The sequence below is a fragment of the Gordonia sp. PDNC005 genome (assembly GCF_016919385.1).
GTDB lineage: Bacteria > Actinomycetota > Actinomycetes > Mycobacteriales > Mycobacteriaceae > Gordonia.
In genome coordinates this window covers 3,469,876-3,494,681 of record NZ_CP070351.1, presented here as the reverse complement: position 1 = coordinate 3,494,681, position 24,806 = coordinate 3,469,876, and the positions used below count along the sequence as shown (strand labels likewise).

17 protein-coding genes are annotated in these 24,806 nt (G+C 66.1%); 6 read left to right on the top strand and 11 right to left on the bottom strand.

The features are described from left to right. Positions 1–10 precede the first annotated feature (10 nt). The 5 genes from JVX90_RS16830 to JVX90_RS16810 form a co-directional block, all read right to left on the bottom strand. Complete coding sequence (locus JVX90_RS16830; protein WP_205329830.1) at positions 11–775, bottom strand: MerR family transcriptional regulator; 765 nt, start codon at positions 773–775, stop codon at positions 11–13. A 67-nt stretch (positions 776–842) separates the two neighbouring features. Beyond that, positions 843–1,964 carry a PDR/VanB family oxidoreductase gene (locus tag JVX90_RS16825; protein WP_205329829.1) on the bottom strand — a complete coding sequence of 374 codons (1,122 nt, stop codon included), beginning with the start codon at positions 1,962–1,964 and terminating at the stop codon, positions 843–845. Positions 1,965–1,968: 4 nt separating this feature from the next. Then, positions 1,969–2,883 (bottom strand): metal-dependent hydrolase, encoded by a 915-nt coding sequence (locus JVX90_RS16820; protein ID WP_205329828.1) that lies wholly within the window; start codon positions 2,881–2,883, stop codon positions 1,969–1,971. A gap of 9 nt (positions 2,884–2,892) precedes the next feature. Then, on the bottom strand, positions 2,893–4,659 hold the full coding sequence (locus JVX90_RS16815) for an SDR family oxidoreductase (RefSeq protein WP_205329827.1): 1,767 nt from the start codon (positions 4,657–4,659) through the stop codon (positions 2,893–2,895). 86 nt (positions 4,660–4,745) lie between these two features. Next, entirely contained in the window at positions 4,746–5,999 is a 1,254-nt protein-coding gene (locus JVX90_RS16810; protein ID WP_205329826.1) for a pyridoxal phosphate-dependent aminotransferase, read from the bottom strand. A gap of 57 nt (positions 6,000–6,056) precedes the next feature. On the opposite strand from JVX90_RS16810, the gene JVX90_RS16805 reads away from it, so the two are divergent. Next, positions 6,057–6,917 (top strand): exodeoxyribonuclease III, encoded by an 861-nt coding sequence (locus JVX90_RS16805; RefSeq protein ID WP_205329825.1) that lies wholly within the window; start codon positions 6,057–6,059, stop codon positions 6,915–6,917. A 158-nt stretch (positions 6,918–7,075) separates the two neighbouring features. Here the strand turns inward: JVX90_RS16805 and JVX90_RS16800 are convergent, their stop codons facing one another. From JVX90_RS16800 to JVX90_RS16790, 3 genes are all read right to left on the bottom strand, one after another. Then, on the bottom strand, positions 7,076–8,818 hold the full coding sequence (locus JVX90_RS16800) for an Ig-like domain-containing protein (RefSeq protein ID WP_205329824.1): 1,743 nt from the start codon (positions 8,816–8,818) through the stop codon (positions 7,076–7,078). A gap of 26 nt (positions 8,819–8,844) precedes the next feature. After that, entirely contained in the window at positions 8,845–10,776 is a 1,932-nt protein-coding gene (locus JVX90_RS16795; RefSeq protein ID WP_240193933.1) for an Ig-like domain-containing protein, read from the bottom strand. 293 nt (positions 10,777–11,069) lie between these two features. Continuing rightward, a complete protein-coding gene (locus JVX90_RS16790) occupies positions 11,070–14,330 on the bottom strand; it encodes a (Fe-S)-binding protein (protein WP_205329823.1) in 3,261 nt (1,086 codons plus the stop codon). Between the two features lie 427 nt (positions 14,331–14,757). On the opposite strand from JVX90_RS16790, the gene JVX90_RS16785 reads away from it, so the two are divergent. Then, positions 14,758–16,050, top strand: a complete 1,293-nt coding sequence (locus JVX90_RS16785) for a hypothetical protein (RefSeq protein WP_205329822.1) — start codon at positions 14,758–14,760, stop codon at positions 16,048–16,050. Positions 16,051–16,130: 80 nt separating this feature from the next. Here the strand turns inward: JVX90_RS16785 and JVX90_RS16780 are convergent, their stop codons facing one another. Next, on the bottom strand, positions 16,131–17,519 hold the full coding sequence (locus JVX90_RS16780; RefSeq protein ID WP_205329821.1) for a wax ester/triacylglycerol synthase family O-acyltransferase: 1,389 nt from the start codon (positions 17,517–17,519) through the stop codon (positions 16,131–16,133). Between the two features lie 201 nt (positions 17,520–17,720). Here JVX90_RS16780 and JVX90_RS16775 point away from each other — a divergent pair, with 201 nt between their 5' ends. Together JVX90_RS16775 and JVX90_RS16770 are read left to right on the top strand one after the other, a co-directional pair. Beyond that, positions 17,721–18,338 carry an ElyC/SanA/YdcF family protein gene (locus JVX90_RS16775; protein WP_336819911.1) on the top strand — a complete coding sequence of 206 codons (618 nt, stop codon included), beginning with the start codon at positions 17,721–17,723 and terminating at the stop codon, positions 18,336–18,338. A gap of 31 nt (positions 18,339–18,369) precedes the next feature. Next, entirely contained in the window at positions 18,370–18,885 is a 516-nt protein-coding gene (locus JVX90_RS16770; RefSeq protein ID WP_205329820.1) for a hypothetical protein, read from the top strand. 3 nt (positions 18,886–18,888) lie between these two features. Here the strand turns inward: JVX90_RS16770 and JVX90_RS16765 are convergent, their stop codons facing one another. After that, positions 18,889–21,051, bottom strand: a complete 2,163-nt coding sequence (locus tag JVX90_RS16765; RefSeq protein WP_205329819.1) for an acyltransferase family protein — start codon at positions 21,049–21,051, stop codon at positions 18,889–18,891. A 198-nt stretch (positions 21,052–21,249) separates the two neighbouring features. Between JVX90_RS16765 and JVX90_RS16760 the strand changes: the two genes are divergently transcribed. Then, the gene (locus tag JVX90_RS16760) at positions 21,250–22,374 is read left to right on the top strand and encodes an NDMA-dependent alcohol dehydrogenase (RefSeq protein WP_205329818.1); all 1,125 of its coding nucleotides are present in this window, start codon (positions 21,250–21,252) and stop codon (positions 22,372–22,374) included. Between the two features lie 68 nt (positions 22,375–22,442). Next, positions 22,443–22,973: a hypothetical protein gene (locus JVX90_RS16755; RefSeq protein ID WP_205329817.1), complete on the top strand. Its 531-nt coding sequence runs from the start codon at positions 22,443–22,445 to the stop codon at positions 22,971–22,973. Between the two features lie 72 nt (positions 22,974–23,045). On the opposite strand, the gene JVX90_RS16750 is transcribed toward JVX90_RS16755, so the two are convergent. Continuing rightward, complete coding sequence (locus tag JVX90_RS16750; RefSeq protein ID WP_205329816.1) at positions 23,046–24,749, bottom strand: DUF1720 domain-containing protein; 1,704 nt, start codon at positions 24,747–24,749, stop codon at positions 23,046–23,048. Positions 24,750–24,806 lie beyond the last annotated feature (57 nt).

Genomic DNA, 24,806 nt, shown 5'->3' with positions numbered 1-24,806 from the left:
CGGGCGTTGATCAGGACTCGGCGGCGTGTTTGCGCTCCCGGGCGATGGACAGGTAGTCGTCCAGCTGGCGGGACAGTTCGCGGTCGAGTGCTCGGTACAGCGTGTTGTGCGCGGCGACACGGCCCGTGCGACGCAGTTCGCCGAGGAACAGCGACGCCCACCCCGACTCCTCGTCGCTCTCCGGGATCCAGCCGTCGAACCTGCCCTCGGTGATGGCGCTGCGACCCGCTGAGATCAGCGTGTGCGCGGCGCGGTCCATGTCGTCGTCGAGCTTGCTCTGCAGGCCGAGGATGTACTCCAACGGCACGCCGATCGCCATCAGACGCACGTAGCCGTCGATGCTCTCGGTGTCCGTGATCAAGTACTGAGCCGGCGGAGTCTCGTCGCCGACCGGTTCGATCAGACCCGACGCCTGCACCCGAGCGAGAAGCTCGGCGTCGTCGGTGCCCAGCAGTTCATGCAGTTCTGCGGCGGACACCGTCTCCGACGGAGTTCGCGACCACGGCTCCGACACCATCTCGCGCAGACCGAGCACCTCGGCGAGATCCTCGCCCTGACGCATCCGCTCGAAAAACTCGCCGATGTGCTGCATCGTGAACCCACGACCCAGCAGGTCGTTGATCACTCGCAGCTGAGCGAGGTGCTCATCGTTGTAGATCGCGATCCGACCCCGGCGGATGGGACGCGGAATCAGCCCGCGGTCCTGGTACCCGCGGACATTGCGTGTGGTGGTGCCCGCGGCGTGCGCCAGATCGTCGATTCGGTACTCGGTCACCCGTGCATTCTGTCAAAGTCCATCTCGACTGCGCTCGAAGACCAGGAAGGGCACGTTCGAAGAGCGGTCAGGCGTCGATAGTGAGAGAGTCCGAGTCGCAGCGCGAGACACACGGCAGGAAGTAGCCCGCCTCGCGCTCGGGTTCCATCAGGCTGCCGTCTCGGTGATCGACGACGCCGTCGGACACCCGCAGCTTGCACGTGCCGCAGAAGCCCTGCTGGCACGAGTACGGGGTGTTCGGGCGGAGTCGGCGCAGCGCCGTCAGCACAGACTCGTCGGCGGCGACGGTCTGCGTCTCGCCTGTCGAGGAGAGACGGATCTCGAACTCGGTGCCGTTCTCGATCGGCGGCGGTGAGAACCGCTCATAGTGCAGTTCCACGTCGGCGCGATCGACGAGGTGGACACGAAGCGCCTCGAGCATCGGCGTCGGACCGCAGCAGTAGACGGCGAGGCCGTCATCACCGATGTCGCCGACCAGTTCGGTCATCGTGGGCAGACCGTGGTCGTCGTCGGTGCGGATCTGAACACGGTCGCCGTAGCGTGCGAGCTCGTCGCGGAAAGGGATGGAGTCGAGTGTCCGGCCGGTGTAGATCATCGACCAGTCGAGCCCGAATCGGTCGGCGATCGCGACCATCGGCAGGATCGGTGTGATGCCGATGCCCGCGGCGACGAACCGCAGGCGTCCCACCGGGGAGCCGTAGCCGGGCATCGCCAACGGGAACGCGTTGCGCGGCCCCTTGATCGAGATGGTGTCGCCGACGGCGAGGTCGTCGTGGACCTCCACCGAACCGCCGCCGCCACCCGGAATGCGGCGGACTGCCACCCGGTACGTCGTCCGGTCGCCGGGATCGCCGCACAGCGAATACTCGCGCATGCGGCCCGACGGCAGCAACAGGTCGAGGTGAGCCCCGGCGTGCCATTCGGGGAGGACCGATCGATCCGGTGCCGCGAACGTCAACGCGATCACGTTGTCGTCGTTGGCCACTACCTCGCGGCCGACGATCTCGAGCACCTGAATGCCGTTGTTCTCGGCGGTCTCCCGCAATGGTTCGAGACTTCCCCAGAACGGGAACCAGGTCTTGCCGATGCCGGTGATCAGGCGCATCAGCGGGTCGCGTCGCCACCGCCCCTGGAGGTGCGGCGGCTCGGTGACCAGCGTCGTCTCATGCGGATGCATCAGATGATTCATCGGTTCACCCCGCGCGACGAGCGCCCGGCGACGACGCCAAGTAGGCGACAGCCTGCGCGGTGTCACCGATGTCGTTCGGATGGAAGCCCGGCTTGAAGTAGGTGGCCGTGGCCCACACGAGGCCGCCGATCTTCGGGAACAACCCACGTCGCGATTCGACGAAGTAGTCCTTGACGTACTTCCTGTACTTGGCGGGGACGCTCATGTCGTCGTACAGCGGGTCCTGGCTGTTGATGAAGCGGAAACCGCGGACCAGCAGAATCGCCAGGAACGGCATCGCGAGCGCCATCGCACGACCACGCCGGAGCGGGGTGTCGCCGAAGTAGGCCGCGGCATCGTGCGCGACGGCCCGGTGCTCTACTTCCTCCGCACCGTGCCAGACGAACATGTCGGCCATGTTCGGATCGGCGCCGTTCTCGACCCACGTGGAGTTCAAGGCGAAATCGCCGAGCAGCGCCGTGTAGTGCTCGATCGCCGCGATCAGCCAGAGACGCTCGATGAGGTGCTTGAGGTCCTGCTCCGGCGTCTGGCCCTGGCGCGGTCCGAGGACTTTGCGGAAGATCCATTCCATCTGCTCGATGTAGCCGGTCGCGTCCACCCCGTGGCGTGTCAGCCAGTTCTCGACGGCCTTGTCGTGAACCTCGGCGTGCATCGCCTCCTGGCCGACGAAGCCGCGCATCGCGGTCGCGAGCTTCTCGTCCTTGATCATCGGGAGTGCTTCGTTGAAGGTCTCCACGAACCAGCGCTCGCCCTCGGGCAGCAGCAGGTTGAGGACGGTGATCATGTTCGAGGAGACGGGAGCCCCGGGAATCCAGTGAAGAGGTGTCTTCGAGAGGTCGAACGCGACGTTGCGGGCGTGCAGCTCCACCTCGCCCGGATCGGTCTCGGGGGTGGAACGGTTAGCGTGCACTGCGGTCATGGTGTGGTCCTATCCGTTCAGCTTCTGACGTGCGGCGATGCGCGACGCCCAGGGGAAGAATCGGTAAACGCGGTAGCCGAACTCGGCCTCCGGTGTCACGGGCACGACGGCCTTGTTCGAGACGACGGCGTCGACGATCTGGCGTGCCACGCGGTCGGGGGTGTAATTGCGCTTCTCGTAGAACCCGTCGATCTTGGCGCGCGTGGCGTCTTCATCGGTGGCGCCCGCGAACTGCGTGTTGCTCGTGATGTTCGTGTGGACGATGCCGGGGCAGATCGCGCTCACACCGATGCGATGCTCGGCGAGCTCTGCGCGCAGGCTCTCGGAGAACATGAGGACCGCAGCCTTGCTCGCCGAGTACAGGCCGAGGTCGCGGGACGGGGTGAACGCCGCTGCCGACGACAGGTTGACGATGTGGCCGCCGGTTCCGCGGGCCACCATCTGACGGGCGAACGCGCGGCTGCCGGAGATGACGCCGCGAACGTTGATGTCGAAGAGGCGATCGAGTTGCTCGTCCGTCGCCGCGAGAGCGCTGCCTGCGAGCGCGATGCCCGCATTGTTGATCACGATGTCCGGAACGCCGTGGCGGGCGCGGACGGTTTCGGCGAACTCGTCCACCGCGGCGACCTTCGAGACGTCGAGCTCGTAGACGTTGGTGAGAACACCCTTCGCCTTGCACTCGGTGGCCGTCTCCTCGGCGCTGGCGACGTTGATGTCGGCGAGGACCACCTCGCAGCCGAGAGCGGCCAGCGCGTACGCCGTCTCGCGTCCGATGCCGCTGCCTGCGCCCGTGATGACGGCGAGTTTGCCCGTGAGTGCGAGCGGCTTGCCGAACTGACGGGCGCGGTCGATGGTGTTCGGGGCGCTCGATGTGCCGTTCTCGACGAAGTCGATGAACTCGCGAGCGGTGTCCGCCAGGTAGTCGGGATTCGTGTAGGGCAGCCAGTGGCCTGACGTGCCGCTCTTGCGCCATAGCTTCTCGGCGTGCGTGTGGGTCAGGTCGAAGATCGCCGGGCGCAGCGCGATGTCGCGGTCGTTGACCACCTCGAGAACGGGGACCTTCGTCGGACGCGGTTCGGGGCGGGCGAGCTTGCCGCGAATGTTCGCGCGGTACAGCTTGAGGCCGGAGATCATGTCCTCGCGCAGCGTCGGAGCGAACGACACGTTGTCACGCGGGGTGCCCTCGATCGTGTGCAGGAACTCGGTCCAGATCTTCTCGGAGCCGAACGCGCGGAAGAACGCGTCCGAGACGCCGGGGATCTGGAAGAAGCCGGTGTACGCGGACGACGCGACCTGCGACAGTGCACGCCCGACGTTCCCTGGTGTCGGCGACGCGAGCTGGGCGCGTGCCCATTCGCTGAGGAAGTCGAGGTTGGGGCCGGACACCGAGGTGAACGACTTGATGCGCTTCTCGGCGTCGGGCGTGGTCACGGCCTCCCACGTCTGGACCGAACCCCAGTCGTGGGCGACGACGTGTGCACTGCCACCGTCGGTGACTGCGTCGATCACGGCGAACAGATCCTCCGCAAGGCCGGGCAGCGCGTACGACGGCACGTCGGTGGGACGGTCGCTCTCACCGAAGCCGCGAGTGTCGTACGCGAAAACGCGGTAGTGCTTTGCGAGCTGCGGGGCGATGCGGTCCCACAGGTGATGCGTGTCGGGCCATCCGTGCACCAGGACCACCGCGGGGCGGTTGGTGTCGGTGGTGTCGCCGTACGCGAACGTCGCGATCCGCGCGGCGCCTGCCGTGATGTCGGTGCGCTGCCAGTCCGTCATGTGTCGTCTCCGATCGTGCCATTATTCGTTGACACGGTACCACCGGTGACACATAACACGCTAACAATTGTTAGCGCGAGTTTCGACTACTGGCGGTACGACGACAGGAAGTTGCCGATCCTCTCCACAGCGTCCGCCAGGTCGCGCGCCCACGGCAGGGTGACGATCCGGAAGTGTTCGTTGTCGGACATGTTGAATCCCGATCCTTGGACCACGAGGATCTTCTCCTGAAGCAGGAGATCTTGGACGAACTTCTCGTCGTTGTGGATCTCGTGGACCTCGGGATCGAGGCGCGGGAAGGCGTACAGCGCGCCCATCGGCTTCACGCAACTCACGCCGGGGATCTCGTTGAGCTTGTCCCACGTGATGTTGCGCTGCTCGAGCAGCCGGCCTCCGGGAAGGACAAGATCGTTGATCGACTGGTAGCCGCCGAGGGCCACCTGGATGGCGTGCTGGGCGGGCACATTCGCACACAGACGGGTCGACGCGAGGATGCCCATGCCCTCGATGAGGCCGCGCGCGTGGTCCTTCGGTCCGGTCATCACGACCCAGCCCGCGCGGTAGCCGCACACGCGGTACGCCTTCGACAATCCGTTGAAGGTGAACACCAGCAGGTCGGGTGCCAGCGACGCGACGTTGATGTGCTCGGCGTCGTCGTACAGGATCTTGTCGTAGATCTCGTCGGCGAGGATCAGCAGCGAGTGCTTCCGCGCGACGTCGACGAGCTTCTGCAGCACCTCTCGTGAGTAGACGGCACCCGTCGGGTTGTTCGGGTTGATGACGACGATCGCCTTGGTGTTGGGCGTGATCTTCGATTCGATGTCCTCGATCGACGGATTCCAGCCGTTGTCCTCGTCGCACTTGTAGTGCACCGGGGTGCCGCCGGAGAGAGCTGTCATCGCGGTCCACAGCGGGTAGTCGGGCGCCGGGATCAGGACTTCGTCCCCGTTGTTGAGGAGCGCCTGCATCGTCATCGTGATCAGCTCGGACACGCCGTTGCCGAGCAGGACGTCGTCGACGTCGAAGTACGGGAAGTCGGGGATCAGCTCGTAGCGGGTCACGACGGCACGGCGGGCAGACAGTACGCCCGCCGATTCCGAGTACCCCTGCGAGTAGGGGAGCGCGTGGATCATGTCGCGCAGGATCACATCGGGGGCCTCGAAGCCGAAGATGGCCGGATTGCCGATGTTCAGTTTGAGGATCCGGTGTCCCTCCGCCTCGAGTCGCGATGCGTGCGCGTGCACCGGTCCGCGGATCTCGTAGCAGACGTTCTGCAGCTTCTCGGACTGCTCGATCGTCCGCAGATTGAGGTTCTGGTGCGACACATGGGGGCGGCTCATGCGTACATTCTGTCAGCCGCAGGCAAGCGATTATGAGCCAGCGTGCATTGTTGTGGCGTGGGTTTCACTGTCACTTCGTTCAACGTCAACGGCATTAGGGCCGCGCGACGCCGCGGGTTCGACGACTGGCTGGCCGACCGCTCGCCCGACGTCGTCGGACTTCAGGAGTTGCGCTGCCCGGCATCGGAGGTCGGCGAGTTCCGCGGGTACTCGGCGGCGGTGGACGTCGGGTCGATCCCCGGCCGGAACGGCGTCGGCCTGCTCACTCGCCACGAACCGGTCGCCGTGCGGTCATGGGCGACCGGTCCGCCGAAGGCCCGTGGCCTCGGTGCATACGCCGGCCACGGGCGCTACATCGAGGTCGACCTCGCCGACCGCCCGCTGACCGTCGCCTGCCTCTACCTGCCGAAGGGCGGCCTCCCCGCGCACCTTCAGCGCCCCGGCGGGATGCGGGCGGAGATGGACGGCGGTGCGAAGTACGAGCGAAAGATGGCATTCCTCGCAGGCTTCGCGCGCGAACTCGATCGGAACAGGCTGGCCGCAGCGCGTGCCGGGCGCGATTTCACGCTGATCGGCGACTTCAATGTCGCTCACGTGGAGCACGACGTCACCAACTGGCGCGCGGCGCGGAAGATGGAGGGATTCCTGCCCGAGGAGCGCGAGTGGTTCTCATCGTTACTGTCGCCTCGGCGTCTGGTGGACGTGATCCGGCAGGTGCACGGTGACCGTCCCGGACCGCTGACCTGGTGGAGTTGGGCCGGGGAGTCGTTCAGCAAGGACGTCGGCTGGCGAGTGGATCATCAGCTGGCTTCGCCGACCCTCGCTCGACGCGCGGAAGCCGTCTGGGTCGACAAGGAGCACTCACCGGACTCGCGGTTGTCTGACCACGCTCCGCTGTCGGTCCGCTACCGCGACTGACTGCCAACGTTGGCAGCGATTCTTGGTGTGGGGCCGATGTCCTGAGACATAACACGGCTGTGGGACCGGAAAAGCCGCCAACGTTTGCGGTCCTGACACGACGACGGCCCCGACACCGTGACGACGGTGTCGGGGCCGAAGTGGTTCAGCAGAGGGGATCAGCTGCCGAAGATGCTGTCCAGCGAACCGTTTCCGCCGGGGTTGGTACCCGGATCGGTCGGATCCTGGCCGCCGGGAACGGTCAGGGTCTGGGGATCAGACGCCGAGTCGATGAACCCGTTGTCCGCCTTGAACTGAGCACTGATCGCGAACGTGCCGCCGGTGGCGAACGTCGTGGTCAGAGTCGCGACGCCGTTGACAACACGGACCGGGCGTCCGATCGGATCGTCACCGATCTTGAACTGAACGGTGCCGTTCGCGTTCGACGGATCGACGGTGGCCTTCAGGGTCACCGACTCGCCCTTGTTGACCGTGCCGACCGGAGCCAGTGTGGTCGTGGTCGAGACGGCGGCCGCGGGTGCAGTCGTCACGCTGACTGGGAACATCGGGGCGACCGAGCCGGCGACACCCGCACGGCCCGAGTAGCGGGCCAGCACTCGGTGTGTGCCCGGCGTCGTGAACTTGTACGGCGCGACGGCTGTTCCGTCGGACCCGACGTTCGCAGTCGGGCCGGGAGCGCCGTCCACGGTGAACGTGACTGTGCCGCCTTGGACAGCAGGGGTGACCTGGGCGGTCAGGTTGACGTCCTCGTCGACGTACGCGTCGTTGGGGCCGGTGGTGCGGACCGTGGTGGCGACGTCGTCGGTCGTGACCTTGATCGTCTTCGTGCCAGACGTGGAGCCCTCAAAACCGTTCGTCCCGGAGAAGACGGCCTTCACGTCGAAATCGCCGTCGGTCTCGAACTTGTGCTCGATCGAGGCCGTGCCGTTCTCGACGTCGACCGGCGCGCCGAGGTCGTCGCCGTTCAGCGAGAACTGCACGGTCCCGCCGTTCGCCGCGGGTGCGACGTTCGCGGTCAGTGTGGCGGTGTCGCCGTTCTTGACTGTTCCGGGCACGGCGAGAGTTGTCGTCGTGGCCTTGTCGGCTTGTTCGATGTTCACTGTCGCGAGCGGACCTGCACCGTTGTTCAGTGGGCCGTCTGCTGTGGTGCGCGGTGTGCACTGCGCCGGAGCCCAGATCGTCCCGACCAGTGGCGCGGTGGCCTGCGGGAGAAGGGTGATCGGGTTGGCGTCGTTGCCGAAGTCGCCCGCGCTACCCGCGGTGCGGAGCTTCAGACTGATCTGACCGGAGGGGCCGGCCTTCAGCCGCGCTTTGACCTGGGGGAGTTTGAAGGTCGTCGAGTCGCCGCTGCCGCCGACGTTCTTGGCGACGATGCCGCCCGACGAGCTCTTGTTGGAGCTGGGGCCGTTGCCGATCGTCTGGTTGTTGCCCGACAGTCGGATGATCGATCCGTTGGGATCGACATTCCCCGACTCGTTGACCCGCAGCATGTTCGGCGCGACACCGCTGAGGCCGATGCTGGTCCCCGGAATCACGTCGGCGCCGAGGAACTGAGCGTTGTCCGGCACCATCACGTCGATCTTGATGCGAGACGACTCTTTGACAGTCGCCGTGATCCCGGACGCGGTGATCCCGTTCGGAATCGTGATCGGCGGCGGCGCGATGATCACGTCGAACTCTTGGCCGGGTTCGACGGTTGCCGGTGCGGTCACCTCGATCGGTGCCCCGGGGTTGCCGATGTTCTGTGGTCCGCCTGCCAGGGACGACGACGGCGTCGCCTTGCACATGACGTCGAAGACGGTGGTGGTGGTTTCTGCGTTCGCGGGCACAGTCGGCACGACCGTGAGCCCGGCGAGGGTTACTGCGCCGATCGTGACGAGTCGGCGGGTTCTCTTCTGCACGAGAATCTCCTAGTGGAAGGTGTCGGCTAACTGCCGAAGATGTTGGAGAGCGAGCCGTTGCCGCCCGGATCGACCGGAGTGGACGCGGTGGTCACCTTGACGACGGTCGGGCCCGACTCGGAGCCGCGGTTGTTGTCGTCGCCCAGGTACTCCGCGGTGATCGCGAAAGTGCCTTCGGCATTGAACGTGTGGGTGAGGGTTGCGACGCCGTTGACGACGTCGACCGGTGCACCGACCTCGGTGGTTCCGACGCGGAACTGGACCTTTCCTCCTGCGGTGCCGGGCGTGACACGAGCGGTGAACGTCGCAGTCTTGCCGACATTGGGCGCGCCCGCGACGGTCAGCGAGGTGCTCGAGTCGGTGCGGGTGTCCGGGTTGCGGACGGTCACCGTGCGGGGCGCCGACTCTCCGGAGGCGGCGAAGCCGTCTGCTCCGAGATACTTCGCGGTCACAGATGCCGAGCCCGCGGTGGTGAATGTGTGGGCCAGGACGGCGACACCGTCGCCGGTGCCGACATCAGCCTTGCCGACCGACGTGCCATCGACGAAGAACTCGACCTCGCCGCCGTCGGGAATCGGGCGGACCGTGGCGCGCAGCGCGGTGGACTCGCCGGTCACGGCGTCCGTCGGATCGATGACGACTGCGGTGGTCGAGAAGTCGGCGTCCTTGACGGTGGTGGTCTTGGCGTCCGATTCGGAGTCGGCGAAGTGGCCCGAGGCGTTGAAGACTGCCTTGATCGTGTGACTGCCGGCCTCGTCGTACTTGCGGGTGATCGTCGCCTTGCCGTCGACGACGGGTACCGGCGCGCCAAGGTCGGTCGCGCCTTCCTTGAACTGAACGGTGCCGGTCGCTTCGTCGGGGGAGACGTTCGCTGTGAACTCGACGTCTTCCCCGACGCGAGCGGTTGCCGGTGCGGTGAGCGTTGTGGTGGTCGCAGTTTTCACGGTCACTGTCTTGACGGTGGACGAGGCGTCGCGGAAGCCCGCATCGGCGGTGAAGACGGCCTTGATGTCATGGTCGCCGCGTGTGGTGAAAGTGTGATCGAGAGTCGCGACACCGTTGTGGACGGTCACCGGCCCGCCGATGTCGTCAGCGCCGTCTTTGAACTGGACTTTGCCCTCGGCGCTGGCGGGGTCCAGAGTGGCCTTGAGGGCAACTTCCTGGCCGACGCCTGCGTTGTCCGGGACATCGAGCGAAACCGAGGTTCGGATGGCCGGGTCGATGACTTCGGTGTCCGACAGCGCTCCGCGTCCGTCGCCCGCTGCGACACAGTATGTCGCGGTCTTGTCGACGAGATTGCGGGTGTCGCCGAAGCTGATGCTCGTCTCGTTGGCCTTGATCGCTGCAGAGTCGTCACCGGTGCGGATGCCGGTCTTGATGTGGGTGCCCTCGGTCATCGAGGCCTTCACGACGATCGCGATCTGCGGTGTCTTCCACTGGACGTTCTTGTTTGCCTGGAGTCCCTTGCCGGGATCGTTGTCCTTGCCGTTGGGGCCGTTGTTGATAGTCAGGTGACCATCGCCGGTGATCCGAAGGTACTCGCCGGCTGGGTCGACCTGGCCGGCTGAGTTCACTCGGAACAGTGTCGGAGTCTGACCACTGAGGCCGACGGCTGTGCCGGGGACGATGGTGGCGGATTCCATGGTGACGCCGGTCGGGACCTTGAAGTCGTACTTCAGGCGGCCGATGTTGGCATCGGGCATCACCAGCGAGCCGGCCTGCATCTTGATGGTGAACTGTTCGCCCGGAGCGACGGTGGCAGGCGCACTCACGACCATGGTGTCGTTGTAGTTCGTTGTCCAGTCGGAGAACGACCCGTCGACGGCGCAGGCGTGTGAGAACGCGGTTGTGGTTATGACGTCCGCGGCGGACGCGGGTGATGCGGGTGCGAACGCGACCAGCGAACCGACCGCCGTGGCGATCGTCGCGACGGTCGCCGCACTCTTGCGGCTGAACATGAAGCTTCCCCTTCGTCGTGCGGTCGAATTCGACAGGAGGATGTCGATCCGGGCATTGCTGAGGCGAATCTAAGACACTCGGCGACCAGTGCTGGTGCGCATGTGACTGGAGTGATCATCTGACACAACCGTGTGCCAATTTGCTGAAAGTCGGCACACATTCAACTTCATGAGTGGCGCACGGCACATTTCCGCTTGGGAATGACTGTCGATCGATCGAACGAATTCATCCTGATAGACGCGCACGAAAAACGGCCCGGAAGCGAGTGCTTCCGGGCCGTTCTCCTAACGAATCACTTGCCGCCGGGACGCTTCTTTCCGGCTGCGATCCCGAACCCCTTCGCCTTCGACGCACCTGTCTCGGTGATCGTTCGCGAATCGGTTGCCGGGGTTGCCGCTGGGGTCTCGTCCGCTGCCGGGGACTCGTCCGCCGTCGGTGTCTTCTCAACGACTGCGTCGGGCTCGGCTGCCGATACCGCGACGGGTGCAGCAGCGCCGGGCTTCTTGGCGCCTGGCTTCTTGAGTCCGCCTGCCATGCCGAAGCCCTTGGCTTTGCCTTCGGTCCCTTCGGTCACTGCGGCGGCCGACGGTGCGACAGACGCTTCCGGCGTCGGAGCATCGGCGACCGGCTCGGATGCCGTGGGCTCGGCAACAGGTGCGGCCGGAGCCGGTGCGGCGGCAGGGGCCGCCGAACCGGGCTTCTTGGCGCCCGGCTTCTTCAATCCACCCGCCATGCCGAAGCCCTTGGCCTTGCCCTCGGTTCCTTCAGTCATCGCGGCGTCGGTGGCAGGCTCAGTTGCTGCGGGCTCGGCGGCGGGAGCTGTCGGGGCCGGTGCGGCGGCAGAGGCTGCTGAACCGGGCTTCTTGGCGCCCGGCTTCTTCAACCCTCCGGCCATGCCGAAGCCCTTTGCCTTGCCCTCGGTCGCTGCGGTGGCTGCGGGTGCAGACTCGGCAGCGGGGGCGACCGGGGCGGCCGCCGCTCCACCCGGCTTGGGTGCGCCGCCGGGCTTCTTGAGGCCGCCCGGCTTCTTGAGTCCGCCGCCCATGGTGAGTCCACCGGCCGCAGGTGCCGCAGGTGCAGCGGCCGTCGCTCCGCCCGGCTTGGGTGCGCCGCCGGGCTTCTTGAGGCCGCCCGGCTTCTTCAGGCCGCCCGCAGGAGCGAGGCCGCCGGCCGCCGGAGCTGCCGCGGGCTTGGCCGCTGCCGGAGCGGCGGCGGCCGGCTTGGCGGCGGGAGCGGATGCGGCCGGAGCCTCGGCGACAGGCGCGGCGACGGGGATCGGGCCGAGGAACTGACCTCCACGCTTGACCTGCTCGCGGCCGCGGTTGACGCCCTCGAGAATCATCTGCGCGACGTCGACGACCTCGACCTTGCCCTCGTCCTCGGTGCCACTGAGCTGGGCGGTCACGCCGTCGGTCAGCATCACGCGGCAGAACGGGCAGCCGGTCGCGATCTTCTTGGTCGTCTCACCCGCAGGTGCGGCGGTGAGCGTGTCGAGCGCTTCGTCGACGCGGTCGACGTTGATGCGCTTGCCGATCTGCTCTTCCATCCACATGCGAGCACCACCGGCGCCACAACACATGGAACGTTCACCGTGACGCGGCATCTCGGCGAGCTGGCCGCCGGCTGCGTCCATCAGCTCACGCGGAGCGTCGTAAACCTTGTTGTGACGGCCCAGGTAGCAGGGGTCGTGGTACGTGACGGCTTCGCCGCCGCCGATCGGGGCCACCGGGACGAGGCGCTTCTCGCGCACCAGGCGGTTCAGCAGTTGCGTGTGGTGAACCACCTCGTAGTCGCCGCCGACCTGCGGGTATTCGTTGCCGAGTGCGTTGAAGCAGTGTGCACAGGTGACGACGATCTTCTTGCGCTGAGTCGGGGCAGTCGCGAAGAGCTCGTTGAACGTTTCGATGTTCTGCTGCGCCAGCATCTGGAAAAGGAACTCGTTGCCCGCGCGGCGAGCGGAGTCGCCGGTACAGGTCTCGCCCTCGCCGAGGACCAGGAAGTCGACAGCGGCGATGTCGAGGAGTTCGGCCACCGCCTTGGTGGTCTTCTTCGCGCGGTCCTCGTATGCGCCGGCGCAACCGACCCAGAAGAGGTACTCGTAGCCCTCGAACGACTCGACGTCCTTGCCGTACACCGGGATGTTGATGTCCATCTCGTCGATCCACGCGGTGCGCGCCGACGAGTTCTGGCCCCAGGGATTGCCCTTGTTCTCGAGGTTCTTGAACATGCCCGCGAGCTCGGACGGGAAGTCCGACTCGATGAGCACCTGGTAGCGGCGCATGTCGATGAAGTGGTCGACGTGCTCGATGTCGACGGGGCACTGCTCGACGCAGGCGCCACACGTGGTGCAGCTCCACAGCGCTTCCGCGTCGATGACAGCGCCGGTCGGATCGTCGCCGAGCGACTCGCCGACGAGCTTGCGCTCGGCTTCGAGGCGGGCGGCTTCGGGGATCGCGTTCAGCTTCGCTTCGTCTACGTTGCCGTCGGCGTCCACGAGACCGACCTCATCGCCGCTCATGTCCTTGCTGCCGCCTGCGAGCAGGTACGGAGCCTTGGCGTACGCGTGGTCGCGCAGCGACATGATCATCAGCTTCGGCGACAGTGGCTTACCCGTGTTCCAGGCCGGGCACTGGCTCTGGCAGCGGCCACACTCCGTACAGGTCGTGAAGTCGAGCCAGCCCTTCCAGCTGAAGTCTTCGATCTTGCCCGCGCCGAACGCGTCGACGTCGGGGTCGGCGGTCTCCATGTCCAGAACCTGGCCCTGGCTCATCATCGGCTTGGCCGCACCGAGGGCGACGCCACCGTCGGCCTCGCGCTTGAAGAAGATGTTGGGGAACGCGGCGAAGCGGTGCCACGCGACACCCCAGTTGAGGTTCAGGCCCACCAGCAGCAGGAACAAGCTGCCCGACAGGAGCTTGACGACGGCGAAGAGCGCCACCATCAGCGCGCTCGACGGCAGGAGTTTGGCGACCTGCATGGTGAAGAAGTCCGACCCTGCGTTCGCGTGACCGTACGTGGCGATCTTGCCTGCCTTGACGAAGATCATGCCCAGGCCTTCGACGAGCACGATGCTCTCGATGATGTAGGCGGGGGCGAAGCGCGAGCCGCTGAAGCGCGAGAGACGACCCGGGATGCGCGGGTGATTGATCTGGCGGATGACGATCAGCGTCACGATGCCGACGACGGTGCCGATGCCGAGGATCTCGTCCCAGAGGTGCCAGCCGAAGGTGTTGCCGAAAATCGGCCAGTGGAACTCGGGGTTGATCGACTGCCCGTATGCCTCGAAGAAGAGCAGGAAGCCGCCGAGGAAGCCGATCATCACGAGCCAGTGCGCCACACCGACTGTCCGGAACTTCACCATGCGCGTGTGCGCGATGAACTCCTTGAGCATCGTGTACAGGCGCTTGCCCGGGTACGCGAAGCGTCCCGAGTCGACCTTCTGCCCTTGGAAGATCGTGCGTGCCATGTTGGTCACGCCGCGGAGGAATGATCCCCAGCAGGCGATGCTGATCAGAACCGCAATCGATCCGATCACAACCGTGGTCGTCGTCATGGAAGTACCGGCCTTTCTTCAGGTCGTACCAAGACTCGACGTGAGCGGCCGATGCCCGCGTCGAAGTCGACGTTTTTCTCCTGGTAACCGTAAGGCTTCGGCCCCGCCCTGCGCCGCCAAGGTTTACCTAACTTTGCAGGTTGCAACGGGTTCCAGGTGTCTGTGGAGAATGTTACTCGCGAGTAATGACGGGGCCAAGTCCGCGGCGATGGCCTGTGATCGTTGTCGATCAATCGATCCAATAGGGCCTTCTCGATGCCCCCGGGCACAAATCTGTCGCGCGAGCGGGTGATTCATGCCGTGTGACTCCGTGCATACCCACGCTGTGGAGTTAATCCACATCACAGAAGTTACTGTCGGGTCAGGTCGTGTCCCCTGTATGCACGACATCCGTGTTCCGGACAGGAACTGCACAGAAAGAGTTGACGTGAAGAAGTCGACAATTCGCAGGTCACTGGTGGCGGGCTTCGCCTCCTTGACCCTGGCCGCGGGTGGGCTCATGCCTGCTCCCGCGCACGCCGCCGAGGGAAATCCCGATCTTCCCTCCTACAGCTGCAACCCCGGCGACCCGATCAAGGGCGACATGACCGAGCACTGGTCCGCCGACTGCTCGACGGCCGCACCCTCGGTCATCGCCAAGGGCGTGGACGCGATTCTCGGCCTCATCGCGCCGAACCTCGGCATCCACCTCGGTGACATGAACAAAGCGATCACGATTCCGCTGGATCTCGGCTCCCAGTGGGATCCGCAGCTCCTCTACCCCGGCAACGCCACGATCTCCGGCAGCGGCTTCACATCCGCGATCGGCGCAGGCGGTACCGGAACGGCCATCGCCGACTACGTCCTGAGTGGCGCCATCGGCATCGGTGGCCTCGGCGGCACGGGTCTGGCGCACGCCAACCTGGGCGGCTTCGCCCTGGCTGCAGGTATCGGCGACGCGAAGGCCAACGCCAAGGCGCTGCCCGGCGGCATCGCACTGGCAGTGGGCCTCGGTCAGAACGCTTCGGCCACCGCTCTCGGCGGCATCGCCGCAGCGTCCGGTGAGCACGACGGCTTCACCGGCAAAGCGCAGACGATCTGCACCGCGATCTACGGCACCGCGCAGGTCACCGACCCGACCACGGGCAAGAATGTCTCGTCGTGCACCAGCGTTCTCTTCATCTTCCAGAAGTCGCAGGAGGGTGAAGGTCCGGTCGTCTACGCGATCAAGAACCCGCTGTCGCTCGCTCTGGGCAACCCGCTCAAGGTCCTCTCGGATTTCAGCGCGGTCCAGGAGGCCATGGGAATCAAGCTGCCGATCCCGAAGTCGGTCATGGACCTGCTCGGAGGCAACATCATCCCGAAGTTCTCGGACGACCTGTTCCGTGTCGTGATGACCCCGCAGGGGCCGAAGTTCGAGTCGGACCTGTTCAAGCCCAAGGCTGACACCCCGGCTGCGCCGACCGCAGCCGTCGTCGCCGACAAGAAGCCGGCACCGATCGTCGAGACGCCGGCCGTCGAAACACCCGCGGTCGAAACGCCCGACCTCGGGACACCTGCGGTCGAGGCTCCGGTCGTCGAGGCGCCCGTGGTTGAGGCTCCTGTCACTGAGGCTCCGGCGGAGGAAGCGCCTGCTGCCGAGGCTCCTGCGACTGAGGCTCCGACCGCAGAGGCCGCCGACGAGGCTCCGGCCGCTGACGAAGCGTCTGCCGCTGCCGAAGAAGCTCCGGCTGCTGCGTGATCGGTCCCCGATAAAGGCACCTCGGCCACCGCGATTGTTCGCGGTGGCCGAAGTGTTTCTGCCGTCTTTCGGCGCCGTGGTCAGGCGGGCGGAAGGGCCTCGAGCTCGGACAGCGTGGTTTCGAGGTGATCGAGGATGCGCTGAAGGCGTGGTAGTTCGGCACGGGCGCCGATGATGCCGAAGTTCGCCTTGCCGGAGACGGTGGTGACGGTGATGTTCATCGCCAGGCCCTCCATCGGGATGGACACGGGGTAGCAGCCGTCGAGGCGTGCGCCGTTCCAGTACAACTGCTCCTCGGGGCCGGGGACGTTCGAGATCATCAGGTTGAAGCCGGTCGGCGTGTACTCGACGAACCCGGGGACGGTGTTGAAGGCCAGGGGCCAGATGGTGGCTGCGCCGAGCGCGAGAGCCTGCAGGGGGCGGAGTCCGCGGACCGCCTTCTTTGCCGCGGCCGTCGACGCCTTGATCGCCGCGAGACGTTCACCCGCGTCGTCGAGGTCGGTCGCCATGCGCACCGAGATCGCGGTGACGGCGTTGCCGTCGTCGTCCCCTTCGGCGTGCAGCGACACCGGCATCACCGCGACGAGTGATTCGTCCGGGAGGGCGTCGTGGTCGGACAGGTAGGTGCGCATCGCGCCCGCGCACATCGCGACCACAACGTCGTTGAGCGTCATCTTCTGTGCCTTGCCGACTGCGCGGAGCCGTTCGACAGGCCAATCCTGCGCGGCGAAGCGTCGTGCGGATCCGATCGGGACATTCAGGATCGTCTGCGGCGCCTGCTGCATCGGCGCGAAGTAGTCCTTGTCGGTGACTCCCGCGATCGCGATCTTCGCCGCGGCTGGAGCAAGCCCGACCACCTGGTCGGCGATGTCGAGCACCTGGCCTGCAACTCCGGTTATCGAGGCGAGCAGTCCCTTGGACTCGCTCTCGACCGGGGGCCGGCGGCGCTTGAGTCGTGCGTCCCAGACGGCGGTACCCGAGCGGTCGGTCGGATCGGTCGACAGCGTCCTCTGCAACAGGCGGAGTGCGGTGACGCCGTCCACGACGGAGTGGTGGACCTTCGTGTACAGCGCCACCCGGCCGTCGGCGAGCCCTTCGATGATGTGCATCTCCCACATCGGCCTGCGTCGGTCGAGCAGCGCGCCGTGGTTGAGCGAGACGTAACGCAGCAGATCGCGGACGGCGCCCGGGCGGGGCAGGATGATGCGGCGCAGGTGGTAGTCGGGATCGATCTCGTCGTCGAACGACCACGCGGTGTACCCGGCGAACTGAGCGGGCGTCGCGGGTCGTTTGAGGAACATCGGTGCCACGTCAGTCGCCGCGGCGAAGCTGGCGGCCATCTCTTCGGCGAGTTCGTCGGAGGTCTGGCCCTCGCGCGGTACGAACAACTGCAGTCCGCCGACGTGCATCGGCTGGTCGCGGGTCTCCGCGACCAAGAACATCGATTCCGTGACCGGCATGTACTGCATCGGTGGTGCGCCTCCGGGTGAGTAGTGCGCTGCGCGTTCACGCAGGCGAACAATTGTGACATGCCGCACACTGGAAGTCCGCATTGAGGTGCCTCTCGCCCAGGTCTGAGTTCAACGATCACCGCTCAGCCGGAGCGCGGCGCACAGGAGGTCTGCTTCCCGTGAGCGGGACTGGTTGAACGGCGCGACTAACGTGAACGGGTGATCATTCGTCGTCGTTTCCGCCTGCTCGCACTGTTGTTGGTGATCGCAGTGGAGACTTTGATCGTGGTCACCTCGTCATGGGTGGCAGTGGCGTCTCGGGGCAGGGTCGTGGAACCGACTGAGCTGCCGGACGACGCGCCGCGAACCCTCATCGTCCTCGGCGCGAAGGTTGAGGACCGCGAGGCGGGCGACTACGTCCGAGCGCGGCTCGACGTCGCGGTAGATCTCTACCGGCAGGGTCGGATCGACCGAATTCTGAACTCCGGCAACAACTCCGACGATGCGGGCAACGAGGTCGCAGTGATGCGTTCATACCTCGTCGACCACGGTGTACCGCCCGAGGTGATCGTCGACGACCCGCTCGGACTCAACACGGCTGCGACATGCAGGCGTGCGGCCTCTGAGTTCGGGATCACCGAGGCGCTCATCGTCACGCAGGACTTCCACGCCGGACGGGCGGTGATGCTGTGCGACGCGTTCGGAGTCGCCGCCACCGGAGTGATCGCGCCTTGCGGGCACTGCTCGCTGTACAGCAAGGTGCGCAATCATCTCAGGGAGGCGCTGTTATCGCGTCCACGCGCGGTGTTCGACGCCGTGCGTCATTCGAACGAATAGGCACCGCCGGCAGCGGGCCTAGCGTGGTCGCATGACTACGCGGCGACCCGGCTTGCACGTGGCGGGAATAGCGGTGACCAGCGGCGATTGGTCCGGGACGCTGCTCCCGCTCCGCGCCGCCTACGCAGCGCTCGACGACGCCGGGCTCGGTCCGTCGGCTCTCACAGCGGTGATCCACGTCGGCGACCGCGCCGCGGCGGGTGTCGCGACGGCCGTCCGGGACGGCATCGGTGCGTCGTGGACGGTCCGGACATTCGACGTCGACGGCGGCTCTGCGGGCTTTGTGTCGGCGCTGGCAGTCGGGGCGTCGCTCCTGGCAGGCGGTTCGGCCGTCTTGATCACCGACGCCGAACAGGAGGGAGCTGCGTCGGTGGTCCTCACCGTGGGCGAGCACAGCACTCGGCCGCCGGGTGGTCACGATCCGCTCGTCATCCGTTCGGTGTCCCCGGTCCGGGCGTTGCTGGACAGCCGGACCGGTGGTCACGACGACGTCGTCCTCGTGGCGCCGGGCTTCGATGGCGCGTCAGTCCGCTGCCTGCTCGACTGACCGTCAGCGCGGAGCCTTCGTCGGTTTCCACCATCCGGTGGCGCGTCCGAAGTCGGAGTCGAGGTAGGGGATTGTGCTGCGGACGATGGCCGTGGTCAGGTGATGCGAGTCGTGCCAGACGAGGATGTTGCCGACCACCGCGGGGCAGTATCCGTCGCGGCAGAACCCGTCGCTGTAGTCGAGGAACGTGATGTTCGGGTAGTCGGCCCGGATGGCGTCGATGGGGCTCACTGGCGACAGGGCCCGGTCGCGACTTATGCCGCACACCTCTGGGCTTCGACCCGCGGCGATGCAGTCGCGGGGGAGCATCGGGCCGTTGGTCCACGGTGTGTCGCGGAGTGCGATCACCTTCTGTCCCGACTTCTTGAACTGATCGAAGATGTCGAGGTAGCCGCGTGGTGTCACGTCGCCCGGCCCGTCGTCGACCGGCCGGGTGGCCGTGGTGAAGACGACGTCCGGCTTGTCCTCGGCAAGCTTCGCCATGACGCGTTCGGACCAGTCGTTGCATTCAGTGAGAATGCGGCCGTTGAACTCGACCGCGGCTTCGGTGCTGAGCGCACAGCCGGCCTTCATATACGTCGTGACACGGAAGCCGCGTTGCTTGCCGATGACATCAATCGCGGTCATCCAGTGTTCGGAGTGCGATCCACCGACGACGGCGATGGTGCGCTTCGCGCGCGTGTTCCCGTACACGCCGATTCGGATGGACGGGTCGCCGAAGTTGGAGAAGTGGGGGCGGTGATTGAGCGGCCAGTCGCCTTCGGCGCCCTCGGGGGTCGGTACCGGGTCGACCGCCGGGACGGGCACGTCGTCGAAGAACGCGCGGACACCGGGGTAAAGCCTGGGATCGAGGTTGGTCGTGTCGATCTGTTGCTTGGACTCGCGGTACTGCCAGTAGCCTGCGCTCGCGAAGGCGAACAGCGACACGCAGACGAGGAAGATCGCCATCAGCTTGCGGTACCGGGCGGAGAAGCCTCCGCCGCGTCCGGCGCGCAGAGGGGTCTCCACGTACTTGGTGGTGAACCACGCGATGCCGACTGAGACGATCAGGATGCCGGTGCCCTCCACGAACGACACGTCGTCCTGGAAGCGCCACGTCATGTAGAAGATCAGCAGCGGCCAATGCCACAGGTAGAGGGCGTATGCGATCGAGCCGAGCCACACGATCCTCGGGTGCGCGAGCACCCGGCCCATCGGTGACAGGCCTGCGTCCGATGACGGAGCGGTGGCCGCGGAGCCCAGCCAGATCAGTAGCAGCGTCGAACCGGCGGGCACGAGCGCCATTGCCGCCGGATACTCTTCGACGCCGGCGATCCAGAACCCGGACGACGCGATGAGTGCGACGGCCACGAAACTGAGTGCCGATCGCAGCCAGTTCGGCATCGCGAGTCGTGGCATCCAGATGGCGAGCAGGCCGCCGGTGATCGGCTCCCACAGGCGCGCGATGGTGTCGTAGTAGTTGAACGTCTGATGGATGCCGTGGCGGTAGTTGGCCCACGCGAACGACACGAGTGCGACGAGCGCGAGCGATCCGCCGACGACGCCGGTGATGACCTTGGGCTTCCCGAGAGCCTCCCATCGTCGAGCGCCGAGCTTGAGCAGGCCGCCGAGCGCGAGAGCGCAGATGATGGTGAGGAAGAAGAACTGGCCCTGCATCGCCATCGACCACAGATGCTGCATCGGGCTGATCGCGGAGTCGGCCGCACCGTAGTCCTGCGACGCGAACGCCAGGTGATAGTTCTGGTAGTAGAACGCCGAGGCGAACAGTTCACGGCTGAGCGGGCCCCACCTTGTGCTGGGCATCAGCGACCAGATCAGGACGGCGATCGCCGCAAGCACGAGGAAGAGTGCGGGGACGAGACGCCGCAGCATCCGCGACAGCCTCGGCCACGGGTTGATCGCCACCGACCATCCGACGTCCGACGGGTTGGTGGTGATCACGTGCTTGAGCAGTGAGGCGACGAAGAAGTATCCGGACAGGGTGAGGAAGACGTCGACTCCGCCGGACACCCGCCCGAACCAGACGTGGAAGACGGCGACGAGGAAGATGGCGATTCCGCGGAGTCCGTCGAGGTCGAGCCGGTAGTCCGCCGACTTTCCGGTCGCGGCGGGCTTCGACGAGTCCTGCGGCGACGGTGGTCGGGTATTGCTTCCGGCGTTCGTCACAGCCCGGATGCTACGTGCATCGACACGCCGATTTCCATTCCGGTCCGGCGTGTCGATCCGTGCGCTGCCGTGGATCGGGCGTCGGCGTAATTCGACATATGCTCACGCGGAACGCGCCTCGGAGGGCAGGATGAGACCGTGGTCACACGCTCGGCGCGTGACCCGAACGACCTACTCCACGAAGAGAGTGATGTGCGCATGAAGACGAAAGCCGCAGTCCTGCACGGCGTCAACGAGGAATGGAAGATCGAGGAGATCGAGCTCGGCGACCCGGTCGCCGGGGAAGTCCAGGTGCGGTTGGTCGCATCCGGACTCTGCCACTCGGACCACCATCTGCGGACCGGGCAGTCGCCCGCGCCGTTCCCCGTTGTCGGCGGCCACGAAGGCGCAGGTGTTGTCGTCAAGGTCGGCGAGGGCGTCACTCGGTTCGCGGAGGGCGACCATGTCGTCACTGCGTTCATCCCGGCATGCGGCGTCTGTGAGCCGTGCTCGCGTGGCGCGCAGAACATCTGTGACGAGGGTGCGGGTCTGCTGACCGGACTCTCGATCTCTGACAAGACTCACCGCGTGACGCAGAACGGTGAGGGTCTCACCCAGATGTGTCTGCTGGGCACGTTCTCGCCTTACATCACGGTGAACGAGGCGTCGCTGGTCAAGGTAGAGAACGACATTCCGCTTCAGCAAGCCGCTCTGCTCGGCTGCGGTGTTGCAACCGGCTGGGGTTCGGCGTCGGAGATCGGCGGGACTCGTGTCGGCGACACCGTGGTGGTCGTCGGTATCGGTGGTGTCGGCATCAACTCGGTCCAGGGGGCGAAGGCGTCCGGCGCGCGGCACGTTGTCGCCGTCGACCCGGTGAAGTTCAAGCGCGACATGGCAGAGAAGCTCGGCGCGACGCACACTTTCGAGTCGATGGAGGAGGCGATCCCCGCTGTCAACGAGCTGACGTGGGGAAAGATGGCGAACACCGTCGTCCTCACCATCGGTGAGATGAAGGGCGAGTACATCGCGCCTGCTGCGGCACTGACCGCGAAGGGCGGCCAGGTGGTTGTTGTCGGCATGGGCGACTACGCCGCGATGGACGTGAAGCTCAACCTGTTCGAGCTGACTCTGCTGCAGAAGCGGATTCAGGGCGCCATCTTCGGCGGCGCCGGACCGCGCACGCAGATCCCGAAGCTGCTCAACGAGTACCGGGCGGGCCAGCTCAATCTCGCCGACCTCGTCACTCAGACCTACCGGCTCGAAGACATCAACCGCGCCTACGACGACATGCTTGAAGGCAACAACATCCGCGGCATGGTCGTCTACGACGAGGCCGACTGGTAGGTCGCTCGTCCATTCACCCGATCGACGCACCCGCACGCAGTTGCGTGCGGGTGCGTTACGTTTCCGGCATGACGCAGCAGAATCCCGCAAACCTCCCGCCGCAGCAGGACATCCCGAACTACGCGCAGCAGCCGGTCGGCCAGGCCGACTACACGCTGCCGGCGCAGGCGAACGAGTACACGGGTTTCTCCGTTGGCGCCGTCGTATCGATCGTCGGTGCTGTTCTGGTACTGATCAGTTACCCGATGGTCTGGATGGTCGCCAAGGCCGACTCCGGGGCGACGGTCACCGGCCTGGGCGCCAAGACGAGCGGCGAGGTCTACGAGATCACCTCCGCGTCGATGGGACGTCTGCACTGGGTCGCCGGCATCGCGATGGTCGTGCTGATCGTTGTGGCCGTCGCGCGTCTGCTTGGCAAGTTCACCGACAACATGAAGCGCGCTCCGATCATCGCCGGCGTCTTCGCACTGCTCAGCGCGGGCTTCGCTCTTCTGACGATCGGCAACGAATTCAAGGCCGGTTCGGGTCTGTACCTCGCTCTGGTCGGTGCCATCGTCGCTCTTGCGGGCGGCGTCGTCATGGGAGTTCTCAAGAAGTAGTCCTTGCTCGTCGCAACGGAACACAAAACGGGCCGGACCCCAATGGGATCCGGCCCGTTTTGTGTGTTTGCGTCAGGCGTGAGCAGGCTCTTCGTCAGAGGAGACCAGAGTCTGGGCGTATGAGACGCCGAGGCCGAGGAGCATGAGGCCGACGACGATGAAAGCGATGACGCGGTACACACCGTCGAGGGCGGCGAGGTCGAACAGGAACAGCTTGCCGATCGCTGCGGCCATGACCGCCAGACCTGCGGTGAGGACCACTGCGCGGTCTGACCCGGCGAGACGGCGAGCCTTCAGCAGGGCGACCACAGCGACCGAACCCCAGATGATCGTGGTGGCCGCATGGCCGGCACGGAAGGCGGCGTCGACGTCGTCGGTGATCAGGTGCGCGACGCTGAGGCTGCCGCTGGTGATGAGCCACAGTGCGGTGACGCCGCCGGCCAGGCTGATGCGGAGTGCGTGCGCCTTGAAAGAGGTGGCCCATGCCCAGGTGAGCAGCGCGGTGGTGATCAGGCCGACGATGGTGCCGACGAGGAGTGATGCATACGTGGAGCGTTCGTCGAGGGTCGGGACGAACACCTGCGCCGCGGCGCCGTACGCGTTGAGCATCAGAATGCCGATTGCGCCGAACACGGTGGCGATGACGCGGATCGGGAGTGCGAGGTCACGTGCGTAGAACGACGCTCCGGCGAGGACGACGGCTGCGGCGAGGATGGTCGAGGGGCGGTAGGCCGTGTCGACGGCGTAACCGGCTGCCAGCAGCAGGAGCAGGCCTGCCGGGATGAGCCACATGATCCGGACGTCGCGGCCCAGTGTGCGTGCGGTGCCGAAGGCGGCCGTGGCGAAGGTTGCGGCGCCACCGGTGAGAAGTGCTGCGGCGGGTGCGCCGAGGTCGGTGACCGAGGTGATCAGGGGGAGCGCGCCGATCGCGGCGGCGAGGGCGATGAGTTCGGGGTTGCTGCTGGTGCGAGCGATCAGGACCGATGAGCCGGTGAGCACTGCGACTCCGGCGAGAGCGAGCGACGCCGCGACCCACGGGTTGTCGGCGAACTGGGGATGGAGCCCGGCGGGGATGATGACGGCGGCGGCGTTGACCAGGAACATGGCGGTCCAGTCTCGGCCGACCTGAATCCAAGTGGTGGCTGCGACGTACACGATCATGAATGCGACGAGTGTCTCGTCGCTGCCCTGCGTGACGATGGGCGCCAGGATCAGGACCGGGATCGACACCATCAATCCAAGAGTCTGGGACTCCCAACGGTGGGCGAGGTACAGTCCACCGCCTGCGATGGCGCCTGCGACTCCGAGTGCCGCTGCGGCGGGCACCCAGTTGTAAATGGCGCTGGTCGCGAGGACGTCGAACAGCAGGCCCGCGATGCCGGTCGCGACGATGGCGATGGCGCCTGGGCGCTTGGCGGGTGTGCGGCCGATCCAGATTCCGAGAGCTGTGAGTGCGGCGGCGAGGACACCGCCGCCTGCAACACGGACTTCGGGACGAAGGAGTCCGGCCTGTGCGGCGAGGACGAGGAGCATCACGATTCCGGAAAGTGTGATCGCGACGCCGACACCGGCGAGGACTCGGCCGATGAGGCCGCTTTCAGCGGCGGCGGATAGTCGTTGGCCGATGGTCGGAGTCGGCGGCAACGGTGCCATGGCGGGGTACGGCGTGTAGCCGGAGGTCTGGTATTGGATGTGCGGTTGGTAGGGCTGCGGACCGGTCGGCGGCAGCTGGTTGGACAGACGATTGACGGGCGTTGGCTGCGGGGTCTCGTTCATGCCTTCAACCCTCGCCCGGATCGGGCCCGAGGACATGAGTAGGACTACGCACTTCCC